The organism is Pseudomonas sp. W5-36, from assembly GCF_046540455.1.
Classification (GTDB): domain Bacteria; phylum Pseudomonadota; class Gammaproteobacteria; order Pseudomonadales; family Pseudomonadaceae; genus Aquipseudomonas; species Aquipseudomonas graminis_B.
On record NZ_JAXCIQ010000011.1, the window covers coordinates 1 to 17,967 of the forward strand.

Consider the following 17,967-nt stretch of genomic DNA (forward strand, 5'->3'; position numbering starts at 1 on the left):
CATGACACTGGCGGCCTGGCCTGGTCAGGCAGTGGGGCAAAAACTCTGGCTGAGCGTGGTCTCGACGCCGCAGATCACGCTGCAGAACTGGAATCCGCTGAACGTCACGACATTGGGCGCCCAGAGCAGGGGCATCTCCAAGGACCTCCTCAAAACGCTGACCGACGGCTCGACCTTTACGCTGAAGCTGGAGGCGTCTTTTGATGGCGGTGCAACGCGCTTTCCGTTTTCGGAACAGGCGTACACCATTAGGAGCGCACCGGCGGTAATTCCGGCGCCGGTCATCGTGGAAGCGCTGGCGGGGACATTGAATCCGATCACCGTCGTGGGCGGCGCCACGTTTCGTGCGAGTTACCCTGGCATGCGAGCCACCGATACTATCGTGCCGGTCTGGAACGATATCTCCGATACCATTCCGTCGAAGCCTGGTAAACCCGGTGGCTCTCCGCCGGAGACGGTTGAGTCCCCTGTTCCGGCGACGATGATTGGAGCGGTTATAGGCAAGACGATTGACGTGCGCTACCGAGTTTACCGTGATAGCCGGACGTATTTCTCAGACATTCTCAAATTGACAGTTGAGGCGATCCCCCCTGCGTCACTGCCAACGCCGCAAATCACCGAGGCTCTGGGGGACGTTTTAGATTTGAACACTTTTGCCGGTGATGCAAATGTTACGGTAGCGCCTTGGCCTTTTATTGCTGAGGGTCAGACAGTTTGGCTGAGGGTAAAGGGGTCCAATGGGGTGCCGGAAGTCACATTATTTGATGGTTATTCATTGGTCAAGGAGGATGTGAAAGATGGTATCGGGCGCCCTATTGCGCGCTTGGAGCTGGATAAGCTCCAGGACGGAGATACATTAACGACGACATGTAAGGTTGGGTTGTCCGGCCAAGATGGCGAGTTATCTGCGCTACCATTTCCAACTCAAGAATATACAATCAGCAAAGTGCAGATGGAGGAGACTTTCCACGGCGTAGAATCGCAGCAGGTACCGGAGCACGGAAGTGTTGAGTGCGAAACGTTAATACTAACTGCGAATGGGAGATATGGAGATGGTCAAGGCTGCCGAGTCGTCGAAGATTTTGGCGCTATAGTCTCATCTTACAGATACACACCCGGATCACTCACATTAGTTGCAACATTAAAATCCACATACTCATCGGTAACCGCATACGTAGAAATGTACGTACTGGGAAGTGGCGTAATTTTCTCGCAAGTCAGAGCATATGACGAGGGTGGCGGCATTGTTTATAGCAAAACTCTCCAAGAAGTTGTCGGCTTATCGGGCTATGAGCTACCTATAATCGCTACAAAAATAAAAAGGCTAGAATTTACATCTGACATACAATACGGAGGATCTCTTACAGTAAAGCGATTGAAATACATTAAAGGGTAAAGGAGTCTGATTAATTTGCAGTAAATCACTGTAGATAAATCAGCTTGCTATCGAGCGCTTCTTCCAGACATCTTTACGTTGCTTAGACCGTTTCTTGATAAAGTACTGATAAAGGGGTCTGATTTATTTACGATAAAGGGGTCTCGATAAAGGAATCGATAAAGGGGTCTGATTTATTTAAACCGGGGACAGATTAATTACGGTGAAGCGTGTAAATAAATCAGTCCCCTTGCATCTCTAAATAAATCCGTCCCCTTGCCTCGGTCCCCTTGCCTCGAGTCAGCGCTTTTGGTTCGCTTGCGCTACAAACGTTGCAATCAATTTGCCCCCTTTGACGCAGGTCGCCCTTAACCATCGCGGCTACGCTGATCCTTCCCAAGGACGGAGGATCAGTCATGCCCCGCATTGCTCGTATCGTGTTGCCCGGTCACCCTCATCATATTGTCCAGCGCGGCCATAACCGGCAAACGGTGTTTGCCCATGAGGACGATTTCGCGCGTTATCTGGATGATCTTCAGGAACTCAAAGATGTGTTTGACGTTAAGGTGTTTGCGTTCTGCCTGATGACCAACCATGTGCACTTATTGCTAGCCCCGTCATGCACCGAAGGATTGGGGAAGTTGATGAAGGCGCTTGCTGCGCGCATGACGCGGTATCGCAATAAGCTGGAGGGGCGGTCTGGAACGCTATGGGAGAGTCGTTACAAGTCTAGCGCTGTGCAGTCCGATGGATATTTGCTGGCGTGCAGTCGGTATATCGAACTCAATCCTGTGCGGGCCGGAATGGTTGAACGCGTGGAGGAGTATCGATGGTCAAGCTTTGGGTTGCGGTTCACCACGAATGTGCAGCACGACTGGCTGGATGTTCATTCCTGTTACGAGGCTTTGGGGCTGACACGGCTTGGTCGGCAACAGGCGTATCGGTCGTTTTTTGAGGCGCCGGCGGCTGACGGCGAGCTGAGACTGATTCGGAATGCACTGCAGAGGGGGCAATTGACGGGGGGACGGCAGTTTGCTGATGAGGTTGAACAGGTGTTGGGGCGACGGGTTGAATACCGGGGCCGGGGTCGGCCTCAGGGTGTATTGGGTACTTGATCAGGGATGGATCAGATCGGATTTGGCACGCGGGGACATGGCACGCGCGGCACTCGGGGACAGATTAATTTACGGTGAAACGTTGTAAATAAATCAGTCCCCTTTCCAGTAGTCCCCTTTCCACGGTCCCCTTTCCACGAGTCCCCTGTCCACGCCTACCTACTGTTATTGGCTGCGGAAGAGCTCGCCGGGGGTGAGCCCGAAAAGGCTTTTGAATGCGGCGATAAATGCGGATGTCGAGTCGTAACCCGAGGCCAGCGCTGCGCTGGTCACGCTTGTGCCCTCCTCCAGCGCTTTAAGTGAGGACAGCAATCGGGCGCGTTGTCGCCAGCCTCGAAAGCTCAGGCCGGTCTCCCGCAGGAACAGGCGCATGAGGGTTTTCTCGGACATGCTCAGTCGCGCTGCCCACTCGGTCAGGGTGATGAGCTGCTCAGGTTGTTCGATGAGTTCGTTGCACAGACCGAGCAGGCGCGCATGCCTTGGCAGCGGCAGGGAAAACCCCACTTCGGGCAGACTTGCCAACTGATCGATCAGCACCTGCACCAGGCGCATCTCGCGGCTGTCGACCTGTGGATATTCTGCCGGCAGTTGGCAGAACGCCTTGATCAGCTCCTTGGCCAGCGGCGTGACTTCCAGCACGCGACAGCGGTCCGGCGCCCACTCGCAATCCTCCCTGCGCACATACAGACTGCGCATCTCGGCGCGGGTTGACGTGACCACTTCATGGTCGAGACCAGCCGGAATCCAAACGCCCCACTGCGGCGGAGCAAAGAAGCTGCCATGCGGGGTGTGAACGCCAAGTACGCCACTGATGGCGTAGGAAAACTGCACCCAGTCGTGGCTGTGAGTGGGGGTCCATGAGCCTTGGCTCAAACTTTCGGCTCGGGCGTAGAGCGCGCGCGGTAGCGCCTTGATCGCCGGGATTTGACGCTGAGTATCGAGGCTGCGTGAGGAGTGTTCGTCAGTTGCCATCGCTGGAGCCTTTTTGGGGGATGACAGCTGATGCAGAATCGGGCTGCCGCACTGGACTAAAAGGGATAATGACTAAAGGGGTTTTGACTAAAGGGGTCTGATTTATTTGATTTTGGTTCCCTTCAAACGGGGACAGATTAATTTACGGTGAAGCGCTGTAAATAAATCAGTCCCCTTTAAAAAAGTCCCTTGAACACACTTTAAAAAATCAGCTCTCGATGATAGCCGTAACGCCCTGACCACCGGCCGCGCAGATGGAGATCAACCCGCGCCCTCCCCCTTTCTTGCTCAGCAGTTTCGCGAGGTTCGCCACAATCCGCCCACCCGTTGCGGCAAACGGATGCCCGGCCGCCAGCGAGCTGCCTTTCACATTCAGCTTGCTGCGATCAATCGATCCCAACGGCGCATCCAGGCCCAAACGGGTTTTGCAGTATTCGGGGTCTTCCCAGGCCTTCAACGTACACAGCACCTGCGCTGCGAAGGCTTCGTGAATCTCGTAATAATCGAAGTCCTGCAGCGTCAACCCGTTGCGTGCCAGCAGACGAGGGACGGCGTAGACCGGGGCCATCAGCAGGCCTTCGTTACCGCGCACGAAATCCACGGCGGCGGCCTCGCCATCCCGCCAGTAGGCCAGAATAGGCAAGCCCCGCTCACGCGCCCACGCTTCGCTGGCAAGCAGCACCAAGGACGCGCCATCAGTCAGTGGCGTCGAGTTGCCCGCTGTCAGCGTGCCTTTGGCGCTGCGCTCATAAGCAGGCTTGAGCGAGGCGAGTTTTTCCAGGCTGGCGTCGGCTCGCAGGTTGTTGTCGCGGGTCAGGCCGAGAAACGGCGTGAGCAGGTCGTCCTGCCAGCCTTCCGCATACGCAGCGGCCATTTTCTGATGGCTCTCCAGCGTCAGTTGGTCCTGCGCCTCGCGGGGGATGCCCCAGGTCTGCGCCATCAGCTCGCAGTGCTGGCCCATCGACAAACCGGTGCGGGGTTCGCCATTGCGCGGCAGTTCCGGCTTGAGGTTATGCAGGCGCAATTGTGTCAGCGCCTTGAGCTTGTCAGCCGTCGTCTTGCTGCGATTGACCTGCAACAGAATCTGCCGCAGGTCCTCGTTGACGCCGATGGGCGCGTCGGAGGTGGTATCGACGCCGCCGGCAATGCCGCACTCAATCTGACCGAGGGCGATCTTGTTCGCCACCAGCAGCGCCGCTTCGAGCCCGGTGCCGCAGGCTTGTTGAATGTCATAGGCAGGGGTTTGCGGCGACAGTCTTGAGCCGAGCACACATTCACGGGTGAGGTTGAAATCACGGGAGTGCTTGAGGACCGCGCCGGCGGCGACTTCGCCCAGGCGCAGGCCATGCAGATTGAAACGCTCGATCAGACCCTCCAGCGCGGCAGTCAGCATGTCCTGATTGCTGGCGGTGGCATACGCGCCGTTGGAGCGAGCGAACGGAATGCGATTACCGCCGACAATGGCCACGCGTCGTGTCTGAATCATCTAAATCTCCCTGCCCTGAATGCGTCTATTGTTTGAGAAGCGCTGCCTGACAGCGTAGGACCTATTACCCGACCACGCGGTCCACTGATTTGAACCCAGACTCAAGGAGAGTGTTCCATGGCATCCGATCGCTACATTGACTTCGTCAACTCCGACCTCGGCCGCAAGCTGGTCGGGGCCGTCGGTTTGCCTGCGCCCGCACGTCTGGAGCGCTGGCAGGCGGGTCGGTTGCGTCCGGTTGAGGGCGCGATGTTGCTGAGCACGGGGCCATTGGCCGAGCGGGTCAGCGCCTTTGCGCCACGCCTGACCGACGTGTTGTTCAGTGCTGGCGGTGCAGTGACTGGCGAAAATACCGGCGCCCAACCCTGGACCGCCGAGCAGAGCGAGAAGATCAAGGCTGTGGTCTTCGACGCCAGCACGCTACTGCACACCTTTCAGCTGAATCAGTTGCGCGAATTCTTTCAGCCGATCTTGCGTCATCTGGATAACAGCGCCCACGTCGTCATTCTCGCGCGCTCGCCCGATGCCCAAACCGATCCGCTGGCGGCCAGCACGCAGCAGGCCATCGAAGGTTTCAGCCGCTCGCTGGCCAAGGAAATGCGCAACGGCGGAACGGTTCAGCTGCTGCAAGTAGAGGACGGCGCCGAAGATCAACTGGAAGGCGCGCTGCGGTTTTTCCTGTCGCCGAAGAGCGCGTTCATCTCCGGTCAGGTCATTCGCCTGAGTGCCTGCCATCAGCAGGTTCAGGACTGGACCCGCCCACTGGCCGGACGTAAAGCGCTGGTGACCGGCGCAGCCCGAGGCATCGGCGCGGCCATCGCGGAAACCCTCGCCCGCGACGGGGCCGAAGTCGTGTTGCTGGATGTGCCCCAAGCAAAATCCGATCTCGATGCGCTGGCGGCGCGTCTTGGCGGGCAGGCGCTGGTGCTGGACATCTGCGCACCGGACGCTGCCGCTCAGTTGATTGAACACCTCCCCGGCGGCCTGGATATCGTCGTGCACAACGCCGGCATCACCCGGGACAAGACGCTGGCCAATATGCCCGCGGACTTCTGGGACTCGGTGCTCGACGTCAACCTCAATGCTCCCCAGGTGCTGACCCAGGCGCTGATCGACAGCGGCGCACTGCGCGACAACGGCAGTGTGATTCTGCTGGCGTCGATCAGCGGACTGGCAGGCAACCGCGGCCAGACCAACTACACCACCAGCAAGGCCGGCCTGATCGGCTACGCACGGGCAATGGCGCCGACGCTTAAAGCGCGGGGCATCAGCATCAACGCCGTGGCGCCGGGTTTTATCGAAACCAGCATGACGGCGCACATGCCTTTTGCCCTGCGAGAGGCCGGTCGACGCATGAGCTCTTTGGGTCAGGGCGGTCAGCCGCAAGACGTGGCGGAAGCAGTGGCCTGGCTGGGTCAGCCGGGCTCCGGCGCAATGAGCGGCCAGGTGCTGCGCGTGTGCGGCCAAAGCGTGCTTGGCGCCTGAGTGAGCACCGACACGATCACCGTTTGAGCTCGCCCCGTCGGTCCGAGGCGTGCCTGATCTGCAGCATCACCACAGGAGAAGCTCGATGAGTGCGCACTGGCGGTATCTGGACACGCCCCCGGCCTTGCCCGGTTTGTTCATGCAAGCGGCGCTGCGGCGCAAGGTCAGCGGCACCCAATTGCCGGATCAGGGCCTGCGGTGCTGGATGTCGGTAGACCCGGGTAAAGTGAAAGCGTTTGCTCAGGTCTGCGGGTTCGTGCCCGGCAGCCTGTTGCCGCCCACTTACCCCCACGTGCTGGCCTTCCCGCTGCAGATGAAGCTGCTTACCGACAAAGACTTCCCCTTCCCGCTCCTCGGGCTGGTCCACTTGCATAACCGGATCAGCATTCGTCGCCCGCTCGGCAGCGTGATCAAGGTGCAGGTCAGCGTACGCGCCGGCCATCTCAAGCCCCACGCCAAAGGCGCGACGTTCAGTCTGATCACCCAGATCGAGGATGCGCTGGGCCTGCTGTGGGAGGAAGAGAGCACGATGCTGTGCCGAGGCGTTCACGTGGATGGAGAGATCGAAGGCGATCACGAGCCCGCGCCACTGCCGATGACGGAACTGGCGACGTGGTCGGCGCCGTCGGACATCGGTCGCCAATACGCGAAGGTCAGTGGTGATTACAACCCGATTCACCTGAGTGACAGCAGCGCCAAACTGTTCGGTTTTCCCAAGGCGATTGCCCATGGGCTGTGGATAAAAAGCCGCTCGTTGGCAGCCCTTGAAGATCACCTGCCGGCCTCGAATGTGGAGATATCGGTGGCATTTCAAAAACCAGTGCGGCTGCCCAGCGGAGTGACGCTGTCTGCCAGCGCGGCAGGGTCCCATGGGCAGTTTAAGCTGGAGGGCGCGGAAGGAATCGTGCATATGGTGGGGAATTGGCAGCCGGCTTCGGAGTGATGGCTGCGCCTCAATGCACGCTTACTTCGCGGTGTGGCATCTCACGCCTTCCTGGCTGAAGCCGGTCCCACTAAGCACGCCGACGGTAGGACCGGCTTCAGCCGGGAATCGGCGTACCGCCGTAGCGGGTATTGAACCTGCGTCCCGGCGCATCGCACCCCCTTGCGTCAATCGCCTATCCCCCTGAAGCTACGCACCTTCAGGAGACCCCCATGAACCTCGACGAACTCACCGAACGCCTGCATCGCATCCGCGATAACAACGACTGGCGGCAATTTCACAGCCCGAAAAACCTGGCCATGGCCGCCAGCGTGGAAATGGCTGAACTGGTGGAAATCTTCCAGTGGAAAACCGAAGATCAGTCCCGCCAACTGCCGGCTGATGAACTGGCCCACGCCGGGCAGGAAGTCGGGGACATCGTGCTTTACCTGCTGTTGTTGTGCAGCGAGTTGGGCCTGGACATGGATGAAGTCGTGCGCGCGAAACTGGCGGACGGCGAACGGCGGTTCAGCCAATGAGCGACCGTCATTTCGATCAACTGGCGACGCGCTTCGCTGAAAAAATCTACGGCGGCGCCAAGGGCGCGATCCGTCTAGCGGTGCTGCAAGCTGACCTCACCGAGAGCCTGCCAGATCGTCCGTTGCGCGTGCTGGACATTGGCGCGGGGCTTGGCCACATGTCGTTGTGGCTCGCCGAACGCGGCCATGACGTCACCTTGGCTGAGCCCGCCGCCCCCATGCTGGAGGGCGCCCGCCAGCGCTTCGCCGATGCCGGTCAGCGCGCCACGTTCATTCAAGCACCTTGGCAAGCCCTGCCCGATATTCTGACCGAGCGTTACGACCTGGTGATCTGCCATGCAGTGCTGGAGTGGCTGGACGAGCCGTTCACGATTCTGCCGGTGCTGCATCAGTTGACGGAGCCCGACGGCTGGCTGTCACTGGCTTTTTACAACCGCGAAGCACTGATTTACCGCAACCTGCTCAAGGGCCACTTCCGCAAGATGCGCAAGAACACCCTGGCCGGTGAAAAACAGAGCCTGACGCCCCAGGAGCCTGTTGATCCCCGCGAACTGGCGGCGCAACTTGGCCCTCTGTGGCGAGTCGAAACCCAGAGTGGCGTTCGGGTTTTTCACGATTACATGCCGGTCGAGTTTCAGGCCAAAGCTGATCTCGCGGACCTCTTGGAAATGGAGCTCGCACACCGTCGCCACCCGGCCTTCGCCGGACTGGGACGCTATCTGCACTGGATGTGCCGGGCTGTCTGACCCACGCTGGTTGATACACGCTGCTTAACACTCGCTGCGGAGACCCTCATGAAACGCCGTCTCGCTTTGCTTTCCCTCTGCCTGGGGCTCGCCGCCTGCCAGAGCCCCAACCCTTATCGCGCCGTGTCTGCGGCCATTCCACCGGCGCCGCCTCAGGCCGCCAATGCGATCGACATGAGCGCATACCCTGCGGCGCCGCGTGATTACGGCCGCTATCGCAACTGGGCCTGGCTCAACGGCCAGCTGCCACCGGGCACCCTCTGGGCTGACTCTGCTCAACTGGCCGAAGCCGTCAGCAACGGGCTGGATCAACGCGGTCTGCGGCCTTCGCAGAACCCGCAGGCGGCAGACCTGCGCGTGGCCGCCGATGCCCATGCAGAGACCCGGATTCGGCAGGTGCGTGACGACTATTACGATCCGTACTACGGCGGTTCAGGTGTGGGCTATTACGGTGGCAATGGGTACCGCAGTGGTTACGGCGGTTATGCCAGCGTGCCGATCGTGCGCACCTATCAAGAACAGGTAATGGTGGTGCGCATCAGTCTGTTCGATGCCCGCAGCGGTCAGCCGGTCTGGAGCGCGAGCGCCGAAACCGCCAGCGGCGGCGATCAGTCGACGCGCGCCAAAGCCCTGCGCCAGGCCGTACAACAAGCCCTGACGGCCTACCCGCCGTCCTGATTTCGCGCCCCATGGCGTTTTGTTTACACGCTGGAGAAATCCCATGTACCGCCGCATTGCTGTCCTTTGTGTCGCCCTGCTGCTCGGCGCCTGCCAGACTGATCGGGTCAACCGCGACTTCGACGCCCAGCGCGATTTCGGCGCCTACCGGTCATGGGCGTGGAAGGAGCCTGGTTTGCAATATCAGCCCGACGATCCGCGGATCAAAAGTGACCTCACCGAGCAGCGCATTCGCCAGGCAGTCGGCGAGCAGCTTGAGCAGCGCGGCCTGCGCATGGCGGCGCCCGGCGTGAAAGCGGACGTTCAATTGCAGACGTGGCTGATCGTTGAGAACCGTCAGCAGACGGTCACCACCAACTACGGCGGCGGTGGCGGGTATTGGGGTAATCCGTGGGGCGGCTACTGGGGCGGCCCGATCGGCACCGAGACGCGCAACATCGATTACAAAGTTTCGACGCTGCAGATCGACATGCTCGACGGCAAGGACGGCAAGCTGGTGTGGCGTGGCAGCACCGAACAGATGGTCAGTGACGGCAACGCCAACCCTGCTGCGCGCGAGCAGGCTTTGCGCCAGACGGTGCAGAAAATCCTGCAGCAATACCCGCCCCATTGAGGGTTGATCCCAGTTCTCAGCCGGTGAGGCATGGTCCATGTGGGAGTAAGCTTGCTCACGAAGACGGTATTTCAGCCGCTGAATCTTCGGCGGATGTACCGCTTATTCGCGAGCAAGGTGGACCGCCACCCCGCTCGCGTCCACAAGAGTGGGGCGAACTCCAGGCCTCAATCCACCACACTGAATTCCACTCTGGCAGTCTGTCCGCTTTCATCCAGCACGCTCAGTTGATATCGCCCCAAGCGTGTGAAGGTGTGGGTGTAGCTGTCCTGACTGGCGGTGTCGCCCACCGGCGTGCCATCAATGAACCACCAGCGCCGGCCACTTCCGCCCAGCGCCGACAGCTTGAGGCGCAATAGCTGCTGACTGCCGGCCGGCAAGCGCAACTGATCGCCCTCCCGCACCCCCACTACCGACAACGGCGGCGCCAGGCTCAACCCTTGGGGCGGGCATGACGGGTCGATGTCCGGCAAACGTGCCTCGCGCCGCTCGCTCTTGGGCAGCCAGGGTTCGAGCGGCGCCGGCCAGAGGGCAATCTCTTTGGCCTGCGCCTGTGGACAACTTGCCGCGACACGCAAGCCCTTGTCGTTCAGCCAGACTTTCTCCGTCAGCCCCAACCCCAACGGCTGATCGGTCGCCTGCAAGGTCGGCGGCGTCGTGCCGTCGAGGGTCCAGGCGAAACGCTGGCGACGGCAGTTCGGGTCGCTTTTGCTCATCGGCTGACCCAGCGGCCAGCAGATCGCTTCGACACCGACGTTGAGCGGCACCGGCAACACGGGCGGCAGGATGTTGCGCTGGGCATCGCGGTTCACCAGCAGATCGTGAACCTGCAGCATCAGCGGCGCTGCCGACGCCAGCCCAAACTGCCCCGGCACCGGGGTCCCGTCCGGCCGGCCGATCCACACGCCGATCAGAAACCTCGGCCCTACGCCAATCGACCACGCATCTCGAAAGCCGTAACTGGTGCCGGTTTTCCAGGCCAGTTGCGGGCGCTGCACAAGCTCGGCGTGGGGATCGAGGTCAGGCCGGGATTGGCCGCTGAGAATCCGCCGAATGATCCACGCCGCGCCGGGCGACATCATCGGTCGGTCACGCAGACGGTCATCGGGCTGCAAACGAATGTCCGCACTGCGCCCGCCCCGCGCAAACGCGCTGTAGCCACCGACCAGATCTTCCAGCCGACTGCCTGCACCGCCAAGGATCAACGCCAGATTGGGTTCGGCCAGAGGCGGCAGAGTCAACGGCACGCCGCCATTGCGCAATTCCGCCGCAAAGCGCTTGGGGCCGTAGGCTTCCAGCAACTGCACCGCTGGCAGATTGAGCGACATCGACAGCGCCGAGCTTGCCGCCACCGCACCGTTGAAGCCCGACGAAAAATTGCCGGGACGATAGTCGCCATAGCGCCTTGGCACGTCCTGCAGCAATGACTCGGAATGGATCAGCCCGGCGTCGATGGCCTTGCCGTAGAGAAAGGGTTTCAGCGTTGACCCGGGTGAGCGCAGCGCGCTGACCATGTCCACATGACCAAAGCGTTTGGCATCACCGATGTCCACCGAGCCGACGTACGCGCGCACGGCCATGTTCTGCGCTTCTACGACCAGAATCGCGGCGGACGTGCGCTCGGGCAGACGCGCGCGCCAGCCCAGCAGCAGGTCTTCGAGACGTCGCTGCAGACCGGCGTCCAGGGTGGTGCGGATCAGCGGCGGGCTGCTCGGGCGGTTCAGGCGCCGGGCGAGCAAAGGCGCCAGGCTGGGTTCCTGACGAGGCGCGAGCAGCAGCGGTTCTTCCAGCGCTTCGTTAACGGCCCCCTGGGGCCAGGTGCCGAACTCGGCCAGACGCCGTAACACCTTGTCCCGCGCGGCCTGGGCGCGTTGCGCGTGGCGATCCGGACGCAAGCGACTCGGCGCCTGGGGCAAGACCGCCAGCAGCGCCGCGTCGGCACGGGTCAGCTGCTGCGGGGACTTGCCCAGGTACGCCCAACTGGCGGCGGCGACGCCCTGCAAGGTGCCGCCAAACGGAGCGCGGTTCAGGTACAGCACCAGAATGTCCTGTTTGGACAGGTGCCATTCCAGCTGCGCGGTGCGCCACAGTTGTCGGAGTTTTCCCGCCAGCGTGCGCGAATGCGGGTCGAGCAAGCGGGCGACCTGCATCGACAGCGTGCTGCCACCGGATACTACGTGGCCGCCAGCGAGGTTCTGCCAAGCGGCGCGCGCCAGTGCCATGGGATTTACGCCAGGGTGCTGATAGAACCAGCGATCTTCGTAGGTCAGCAGCGCTTCGAGGTAATAGGGCGACACCTGATCGACCGTCACCGGATAGCGCCAGACGCCATTGGCATCGGCGAACCGCCACAACGGCGTGCCGTCTTCGGCGAGCACCACGCGCGCCAGATCGTCCTTGGGCAAGGGCAGCGGCCAGATCCGATCGGCCAGCCAGAGCAGCAGGCACACCATGAGCAGGCTGCCGATGAGCCAGGCGAAAGCGCGGGCAAAGCGTCGCCCCATTCGCGAGCACGCTCGCTCGCACGATCCCGAGCGAGTCTCTCGTAGCAATAATCGGGTGATCTTCACAGAAAGCCTTTACCCGACAGGGAACTCGCCCGGACAATCGACGGCCAAAGCGAGCAATGCCGTTTTTGGTCCACGCCCCTCATCAGGAAGCAGATATGCAGGTAGAAAGCGTTTTCGAATGGCTCGGCCAAGTGATTGGCGCCGTGATCCGCTTCGTCGTCGACGGCTTAAGCTGGTTGTTCAACATGTTCACTCACGCGGGCGGCAATTTCGTTGACGGCCTGTCGCGCACGCTGGGCATGGACACTTCAATCGTCAGCATCGTCGCCCTGGTCATCGGGTTGATGCTGCTGTATTCAGCGATCCGCGCTTTCATGCGCGCCTCGATCATCATGGGGATCATCTGGCTGTTTCTAGGGTTGTGGCTGTTGAGCTGGATTATTCATTGATACGTCAGGAACCGGGGACAGATTAATTTACGGTGGAGCGTTGTAAATAAATCAGTCCCCTAGCGTCACCGTCCCCTAGCGTCACCTGACGCAAAGCGTCAGTAAAGGCTGCTACCACGCAGAGCGTGGGAGCGATCATCAGCGTAATCCCTACTTCTTGCCCTTCACCACCAACTGCGCCGGCGCTTCGCCCAATGCCTGCCAGTTCGGCCGATACATCGACTCCACTTGCGGCGGCGGCACGCGGTACACGCCCGGCGTCACAGCCCGCGCCAGATACAGCAGGTGCACAGTGTTGAAGCCCTCCAGATCCACCGCGGCCACGTAACGATCGCCACGGAATTCCTGATGCTTCACGCCAGCGTTTTCCATCGATTCGCGCCACTGCTTCACCGACTCGCTGGCGTCTTCAAGACTGGCTGAACTCTGCGCCAGATTCTGGTTTTCGATCTCAAGACCGGCCGGCAGTAAATCCACCACCAACGCATCCGGCACGCGCTCCCTGGCCTTGATCTCCAGATGCACCAAGACCAGTTCGCCGCTCTTCAAGCCATTGAGGTTCAGCGCCGCGCCGTCCATGCCCAGATAGTCACGGCTGATCGACAGGTTCTCGCCACCGGCCGCAGGCGGCTGAGACGGATACCCGGAGAGGGTCATTTGCTGATACAGCGTGTCGCCACCGGTGTTCTGCAACGTCAACGGCGCGGCCAGCACTGAGCTGTCGAGTTTGACGCCCGGCTGGTCGTTGCTCAGCTCGCGGTTATTGCTACCGCTGGTCAGCGTCGCCGCCCATTTGGCCTCGGGCTTGCCGAGCAGATCGCGACCGGCAAGGAACAGCGAATTGCGCTCCTGGGTCGACAGATAGCGGTTCGCCGCGACCTGATCAGCCAGCGCAAACAGCCGCTCCTCGACCTTCTCCGGTGCGAGTTTGTTTTCTTCCAGCAACGACAGAATCAACGCCTGATCACGCAACGGGCTGCCGTAATCGGCGAGCCAGTCGTTGGCCTTGCGACCGGCTGCCAGCCCTGCGAGCAAGGCCTGATCGGCGCGGGGTTTGTCCCCCATTTTCTCCAGCGCGATGGACAGCTGCACCAGCGGCAGGCCGGATCGCGCGTCACTGCGGCGCTCAAAGAGGCTGCGCAGCGCACCCAACGGCGCCTGCTGACTGCGTGACAACACCAGACCGGCGTAGGCCTGCACGGCAAAACGGGTGTGGTCGGCGTTTTCGCTGTAATTGACCTCGATCTGATTGCGCTCCTGCAAGTAACGCAATAGCCGCTCATTGGCTTTCTTCAGCGCGTCCGGCGGCACGGCAAAGCCTTGATCGCGAGCGCGCAGCAGGAAGTCGGTCACGTACGCCGTCAGCCAGTATTCCTCCTCGCCGTCCGCCGCCCACAGGCCGAAGCTGCCGTTGTAGCGCTGCATACCGATCAGTCGCTCGATGCCCAGCTCGATCTTGCGCTTGCGGTCGGCATCGGATTCACCTTGGAGGCCCAGACGCTTGAGCGTTGCGGCGTCGGCGTAGAGCGACGGGTACAAGCCGCTGGTGGTCTGCTCCAGGCAACCGTAGGGGTAGGCTTTGAGCGCGCGAATCTGTTCGCCGAGGTTCAGCGGCGGACGGCTCGACACCGACAGCAACGCCTCACGACCAGCGGGCTCGAACGCCTCAAGGGCGCCGTCTGGCAGGCTCCATGCTTGATCCTTCAGCACCGCGCGGTATTGCTTGAGCATCGCCGGGTACGCAGGGCGCACGCCAATGGTCCATTCGCGGCTGAACGCCGGCAGGCTCTCGCCCGGCAGGTCCAGGCCATTGACCGTGACACGAATCACGCCCTGACCGAAGCCGCCCAGCGCCTTGACCGGAATCTGCAACGTGGTGCGTTGCCCCTGATCCAGGCTGACGGCTTTCGCGCCGTCACCGTCTGCGAGGCTCAACTGCCCTTCAGCAACCACTTGCACATTGAGCTTCTGCGCTTTGCCGGACAGGTTCGACAGGTCCAGCGCCACCTTGGTCTGGTCGCCACCCGCCAGGAATCGCGGTGCCGACAACTCGGCAATCAGCGGCGCCGCTACCACGGTTTTGGCCTCGGCCATGCCGTAGCGCTCATCGGTCCAGGCCTGGGCCATGATCTGCAGCTCACCGTTGAAATCCGGGATGTCGACGCTGACTTCCGCGTCTCCCTGCTCGTTCAGGGTCACCGGCGCGCTTTGCAGGGCGACGATGGTGACACTGGTTTCCGGGCGTTTGCCGCCCTTGGCCAGCGCCGCGTCGCCACCGAACGCCAGACTGGCGAGACGATTACGGCCGGCCTCGATCAACTGGCCATAGATGTCCAGTTGATCGGCGCCGTACTCCTTGCGCCCGAACATCGCCGCGAACGGATCCGGCGTGGCGTATTCGGTGATGTTGAGAATGCCCACGTCCACCGCCGCTACCAGCACATGCACACTTTTCGGAATCGTGCCGTCGGCGTTCTTCGCGTTGACCTTCAGTTTGAGCGGCTGCTTGGGCCGCATCTTCTCGGGTGCCGTGACGCTCAGCGCCAGCTTGCGCTGCGAGCGATCCAGCGGCAGGTGCAGGACGCCCACGGCGCGTTTCGGCGTGACGTTGGCTTTGCGCTCACCCGGACGAATCACCAGCGCGCTGACGTAGAGGTCATGTCGCGCCCACTTCTTGTCCATCGGGATGTCGTAGGTTTTGCCCTCGGCGGGAACATCGATCTCTTGCCACCACAGCGGCCCTTCGCTCGATTCCACCAACAGATAACCCTTGCCCGCAGACGGCGGCGTGACCGTCACTTTCGCAGTGTCGCCGTCGGCGTAGGCCGGTTTGTCCAGCGCCAGCTTGACCTGATCGGGACGCACGGCGCCGCCTTCGGCGTTGTCCTGCCAGCGGTAACCGGCCCAGAAACGCACGCTGCTGATCAGGCCGGTGGCCGGATCCTCGACTTCGACGCGGTACGGGCCCCACTCAACCGGGAAGCTGATTTTCGCCGTCGAATCCTTCTTCACGCTGAGGGTTTCTTCGGACAGGTTGAGAAACTTCTCGTTGAAATGATAGCTCCAGCCATCGCTCTCGGAGTAGTTCCAGTAGTAATCGCGGCGCTCGCGCACCAGCCGCACCTTGAGGTTGTCGGCGGCCAGTTTGTGGCCCTGGGCGTCGGCCATCAGCACTTCGAACTCGACCGGGCCGTCGCCATCAGTGGCTTCGCCGTCGAACAAACCGCGCAGCCCCGGCATTACCTCGGCGGGCCAGACCGGCTGGGTCAGTCGCCGCGTGATCGGGCGCCCACCCGACTCCTGCAAACTGGCCTGTAGCACCAGCTCCAGCGGTGAACGGGCCTTGGCCCACTGACTGTCGATACTCAGGTCGAGCTTGCCGTTGGCATCCAGTGTGCTGTCTTCGATTTCAAGGTCCTGCTTGAGATCCTCCTCGGTCACCGAGCCAAACTGATAACCCGGCAGAGCGGGAACCGCTTCACGCAGAGGACGCACATACAACTGACCGTTCAGGCGATTGCCCGACGCTGGCGCGCCGTACAGGTATCGACCGGTGATGGCTACGTCGAACGGCGCATCGGGCGCCAGCGGGATGTCGCTGCCCTTGAGTTCCAGCGCCATGCGCTCTGGCAGGAAATCTTCGACCTGGAATTCATACAGCTGCGGCTTGCCGTCACCCAGATCAAACACCAGTTGCCAGCGACCTGTGGGTGCTTCTTCCGACAGCTGCAATTGATATTGATAAAGCCCGGTGGCGTCAGCGTCCCACACGAACTTGCGACTGACCTGCTCATCCGGACGGCGCACTTCCACGGTGATCGGCTGAGGTTTCACGCTCTTGCCGTCACTGTCACGCAGCAAGCCATTGAGCAGCACCACTTCTCCCGGACGATAGAGGTCTCGCGGGCCGAAGATAAAGAATTGCAGCGGGTGGGCCTTGGGGCCGGTGATGTCGAATTCTGCCAGATCCAGCGCGGCGCTGTTCAGGCGCAGCATGCTGGTCTGCTCGCCCTGATGGGCCAGCAGCACTTGGGCTTTGGCCGGCAAAGGCAGTTCCGCGTGGCCAGCGTTGTCGGTTTTGCCCTGGCCGATCACACGGCCCTTCTCGTCATACAGCTCGACGTCAACGCCGCTCAGGGCTTTGCCGCCTTCCAGCGCCTGGGTGAACACGTCCAGGCGGTTGGCGTAACGGTGCGCCGACAGACCAATGTCGCTGAGAGTGAACAGCGTGGCTGGCTGCGTGTAGTTGTAGGTCCCGGAGGCACGCATCACGGCAAGATAAACGCCCGGCTGTTGCAGCGGTTTGAGGCCCGAGATCGGCAGCAGCACGGTCTCGCGGGTGTTGCGCGCAGGGTTCAGGTCGAAACGGCCGCTGTAGACCAGATCGGCCAGGGGCAGCAGTTCTTTGGATTGATAACTCTCAAGACTGGACGAGCCTTCCCACGAGCCAAGAAACGCAGGCAGTGACTCAGGCTTGATGCGGAAGAACTCGACGTCGACTTTATCGACGTTCAAGGCGATCACCGGCAGACCTTCAGCGAGCCGCGTTGGCAGCAGACTGCCGCGACTGGCGAAGCCCACGGTCGCCTGCAGATCAGCCGTTTCCAGGCGCGCGGAATACTCGGCCGCCAGGGTGTTGTTGTTCACCGCCACCAGGCCCGGATCGATGGTCAGCACCAGTTTGCGCTTGGGTTCAAGATGACGAAGGCGCAGCTCCATGAGGTTGTCCGACAGCTCCCAGGCGCCATCGACCTTGCCGTCCTTGCTGTCGACCAGGTGCACTTTTTCAGCGAATTTCTGATCGGGGTTCAAGGGCACCGAGAAGCTCAACGACAGCGTGCTGGCGCCATCAAGCTGAACTTCGGAGACGTCCACCACCGTCAACTCGCGCCCGGCGTAACGCTTGCTCAGCGCGGGAATGTCCACCGCAGGCTTGGGCTTGGCATCGGTGGGGCCGGGTTGCGCAGCTGCTGCAGCCGGCGAAGCGGGGACAGGGGCGGGTTTGTCGGATGAAGAGGAATCGCAGGCACTGAGCAGTACCAGCGCGCAGGCCAGGAACAATCCTTTGTTTAGCATG

At 61.4% G+C, this 17,967-nt stretch carries 12 protein-coding genes and 1 pseudogene; 9 read left to right on the forward strand and 4 right to left on the reverse strand.

Annotated features, from left to right (window positions below):
- Positions 1–1,396, forward strand: a pseudogene (locus tag SLW74_RS17720) (hypothetical protein); the annotation flags it as partial.
- A gap of 395 nt (positions 1,397–1,791) precedes the next feature.
- Positions 1,792–2,490 carry a transposase gene (locus SLW74_RS17725; RefSeq protein WP_410929660.1) on the forward strand — a complete coding sequence of 233 codons (699 nt, stop codon included), beginning with the start codon at positions 1,792–1,794 and terminating at the stop codon, positions 2,488–2,490.
- Between the two features lie 165 nt (positions 2,491–2,655).
- On the opposite strand, the gene SLW74_RS17730 is transcribed toward SLW74_RS17725, so the two are convergent.
- Both SLW74_RS17730 and SLW74_RS17735 read right to left on the reverse strand, forming a co-directional pair.
- Positions 2,656–3,462 (reverse strand): AraC family transcriptional regulator, encoded by an 807-nt coding sequence (locus SLW74_RS17730; RefSeq protein WP_410929661.1) that lies wholly within the window; start codon positions 3,460–3,462, stop codon positions 2,656–2,658.
- A gap of 208 nt (positions 3,463–3,670) precedes the next feature.
- Positions 3,671–4,948: an acetyl-CoA C-acetyltransferase gene (locus tag SLW74_RS17735; RefSeq protein ID WP_410929662.1), complete on the reverse strand. Its 1,278-nt coding sequence runs from the start codon at positions 4,946–4,948 to the stop codon at positions 3,671–3,673.
- A 117-nt stretch (positions 4,949–5,065) separates the two neighbouring features.
- Between SLW74_RS17735 and SLW74_RS17740 the strand changes: the two genes are divergently transcribed.
- The 6 genes from SLW74_RS17740 (at position 5,066) to SLW74_RS17765 (ending at position 9,931) form a co-directional block, all read left to right on the forward strand.
- Positions 5,066–6,433 (forward strand): 3-oxoacyl-ACP reductase, encoded by a 1,368-nt coding sequence (locus SLW74_RS17740; protein ID WP_065987711.1) that lies wholly within the window; start codon positions 5,066–5,068, stop codon positions 6,431–6,433.
- Between the two features lie 85 nt (positions 6,434–6,518).
- Positions 6,519–7,376: a MaoC/PaaZ C-terminal domain-containing protein gene (locus SLW74_RS17745; protein WP_410929663.1), complete on the forward strand. Its 858-nt coding sequence runs from the start codon at positions 6,519–6,521 to the stop codon at positions 7,374–7,376.
- Between the two features lie 212 nt (positions 7,377–7,588).
- Positions 7,589–7,894 (forward strand): MazG-like family protein, encoded by a 306-nt coding sequence (locus SLW74_RS17750; protein ID WP_065987713.1) that lies wholly within the window; start codon positions 7,589–7,591, stop codon positions 7,892–7,894.
- On the forward strand, positions 7,891–8,640 hold the full coding sequence (locus SLW74_RS17755) for a methyltransferase domain-containing protein (protein ID WP_410929664.1): 750 nt from the start codon (positions 7,891–7,893) through the stop codon (positions 8,638–8,640). Before SLW74_RS17750 ends, SLW74_RS17755 begins: the two co-directional genes overlap by 4 nt.
- Before the next feature lie 48 nt (positions 8,641–8,688).
- The gene (locus tag SLW74_RS17760; RefSeq protein WP_410929665.1) at positions 8,689–9,318 is read left to right on the forward strand and encodes a DUF4136 domain-containing protein; all 630 of its coding nucleotides are present in this window, start codon (positions 8,689–8,691) and stop codon (positions 9,316–9,318) included.
- A 43-nt stretch (positions 9,319–9,361) separates the two neighbouring features.
- Complete coding sequence (locus SLW74_RS17765; protein WP_065987716.1) at positions 9,362–9,931, forward strand: DUF4136 domain-containing protein; 570 nt, start codon at positions 9,362–9,364, stop codon at positions 9,929–9,931.
- A gap of 167 nt (positions 9,932–10,098) precedes the next feature.
- Here SLW74_RS17765 and pbpC read toward each other — a convergent pair whose 3' ends face one another.
- Positions 10,099–12,435, reverse strand: coding sequence for a peptidoglycan glycosyltransferase PbpC (gene pbpC, locus SLW74_RS17770; protein ID WP_410929666.1), 2,337 nt, complete (start codon positions 12,433–12,435; stop codon positions 10,099–10,101).
- A 161-nt stretch (positions 12,436–12,596) separates the two neighbouring features.
- On the opposite strand from pbpC, the gene SLW74_RS17775 reads away from it, so the two are divergent.
- Positions 12,597–12,890 carry a hypothetical protein gene (locus tag SLW74_RS17775; RefSeq protein ID WP_065987718.1) on the forward strand — a complete coding sequence of 98 codons (294 nt, stop codon included), beginning with the start codon at positions 12,597–12,599 and terminating at the stop codon, positions 12,888–12,890.
- A gap of 150 nt (positions 12,891–13,040) precedes the next feature.
- Here SLW74_RS17775 and SLW74_RS17780 read toward each other — a convergent pair whose 3' ends face one another.
- Positions 13,041–17,966 (reverse strand): alpha-2-macroglobulin family protein, encoded by a 4,926-nt coding sequence (locus tag SLW74_RS17780; RefSeq protein WP_410929667.1) that lies wholly within the window; start codon positions 17,964–17,966, stop codon positions 13,041–13,043.
- Position 17,967 lies beyond the last annotated feature (1 nt).

Bases quoted from the DNA above. Each gene is read 5' to 3' on its own strand.
- SLW74_RS17725 (WP_410929660.1), top strand. From the start codon at position 1,792: ATGCCCCGCATTGCTCGTATCGTGTTGCCCGGTCACCCTCATCATATT.
- SLW74_RS17730 (WP_410929661.1), bottom strand. From the start codon at position 3,462: ATGGCAACTGACGAACACTCCTCACGCAGCCTCGATACTCAGCGTCAA.
- SLW74_RS17735 (WP_410929662.1), bottom strand. From the start codon at position 4,948: ATGATTCAGACACGACGCGTGGCCATTGTCGGCGGTAATCGCATTCCG.
- SLW74_RS17740 (WP_065987711.1), top strand. From the start codon at position 5,066: ATGGCATCCGATCGCTACATTGACTTCGTCAACTCCGACCTCGGCCGC.
- SLW74_RS17745 (WP_410929663.1), top strand. From the start codon at position 6,519: ATGAGTGCGCACTGGCGGTATCTGGACACGCCCCCGGCCTTGCCCGGT.
- SLW74_RS17750 (WP_065987713.1), top strand. From the start codon at position 7,589: ATGAACCTCGACGAACTCACCGAACGCCTGCATCGCATCCGCGATAAC.
- SLW74_RS17755 (WP_410929664.1), top strand. From the start codon at position 7,891: ATGAGCGACCGTCATTTCGATCAACTGGCGACGCGCTTCGCTGAAAAA.
- SLW74_RS17760 (WP_410929665.1), top strand. From the start codon at position 8,689: ATGAAACGCCGTCTCGCTTTGCTTTCCCTCTGCCTGGGGCTCGCCGCC.
- SLW74_RS17765 (WP_065987716.1), top strand. From the start codon at position 9,362: ATGTACCGCCGCATTGCTGTCCTTTGTGTCGCCCTGCTGCTCGGCGCC.
- pbpC (WP_410929666.1), bottom strand. From the start codon at position 12,435: ATGGGGCGACGCTTTGCCCGCGCTTTCGCCTGGCTCATCGGCAGCCTG.
- SLW74_RS17775 (WP_065987718.1), top strand. From the start codon at position 12,597: ATGCAGGTAGAAAGCGTTTTCGAATGGCTCGGCCAAGTGATTGGCGCC.
- SLW74_RS17780 (WP_410929667.1), bottom strand. From the start codon at position 17,966: ATGCTAAACAAAGGATTGTTCCTGGCCTGCGCGCTGGTACTGCTCAGT.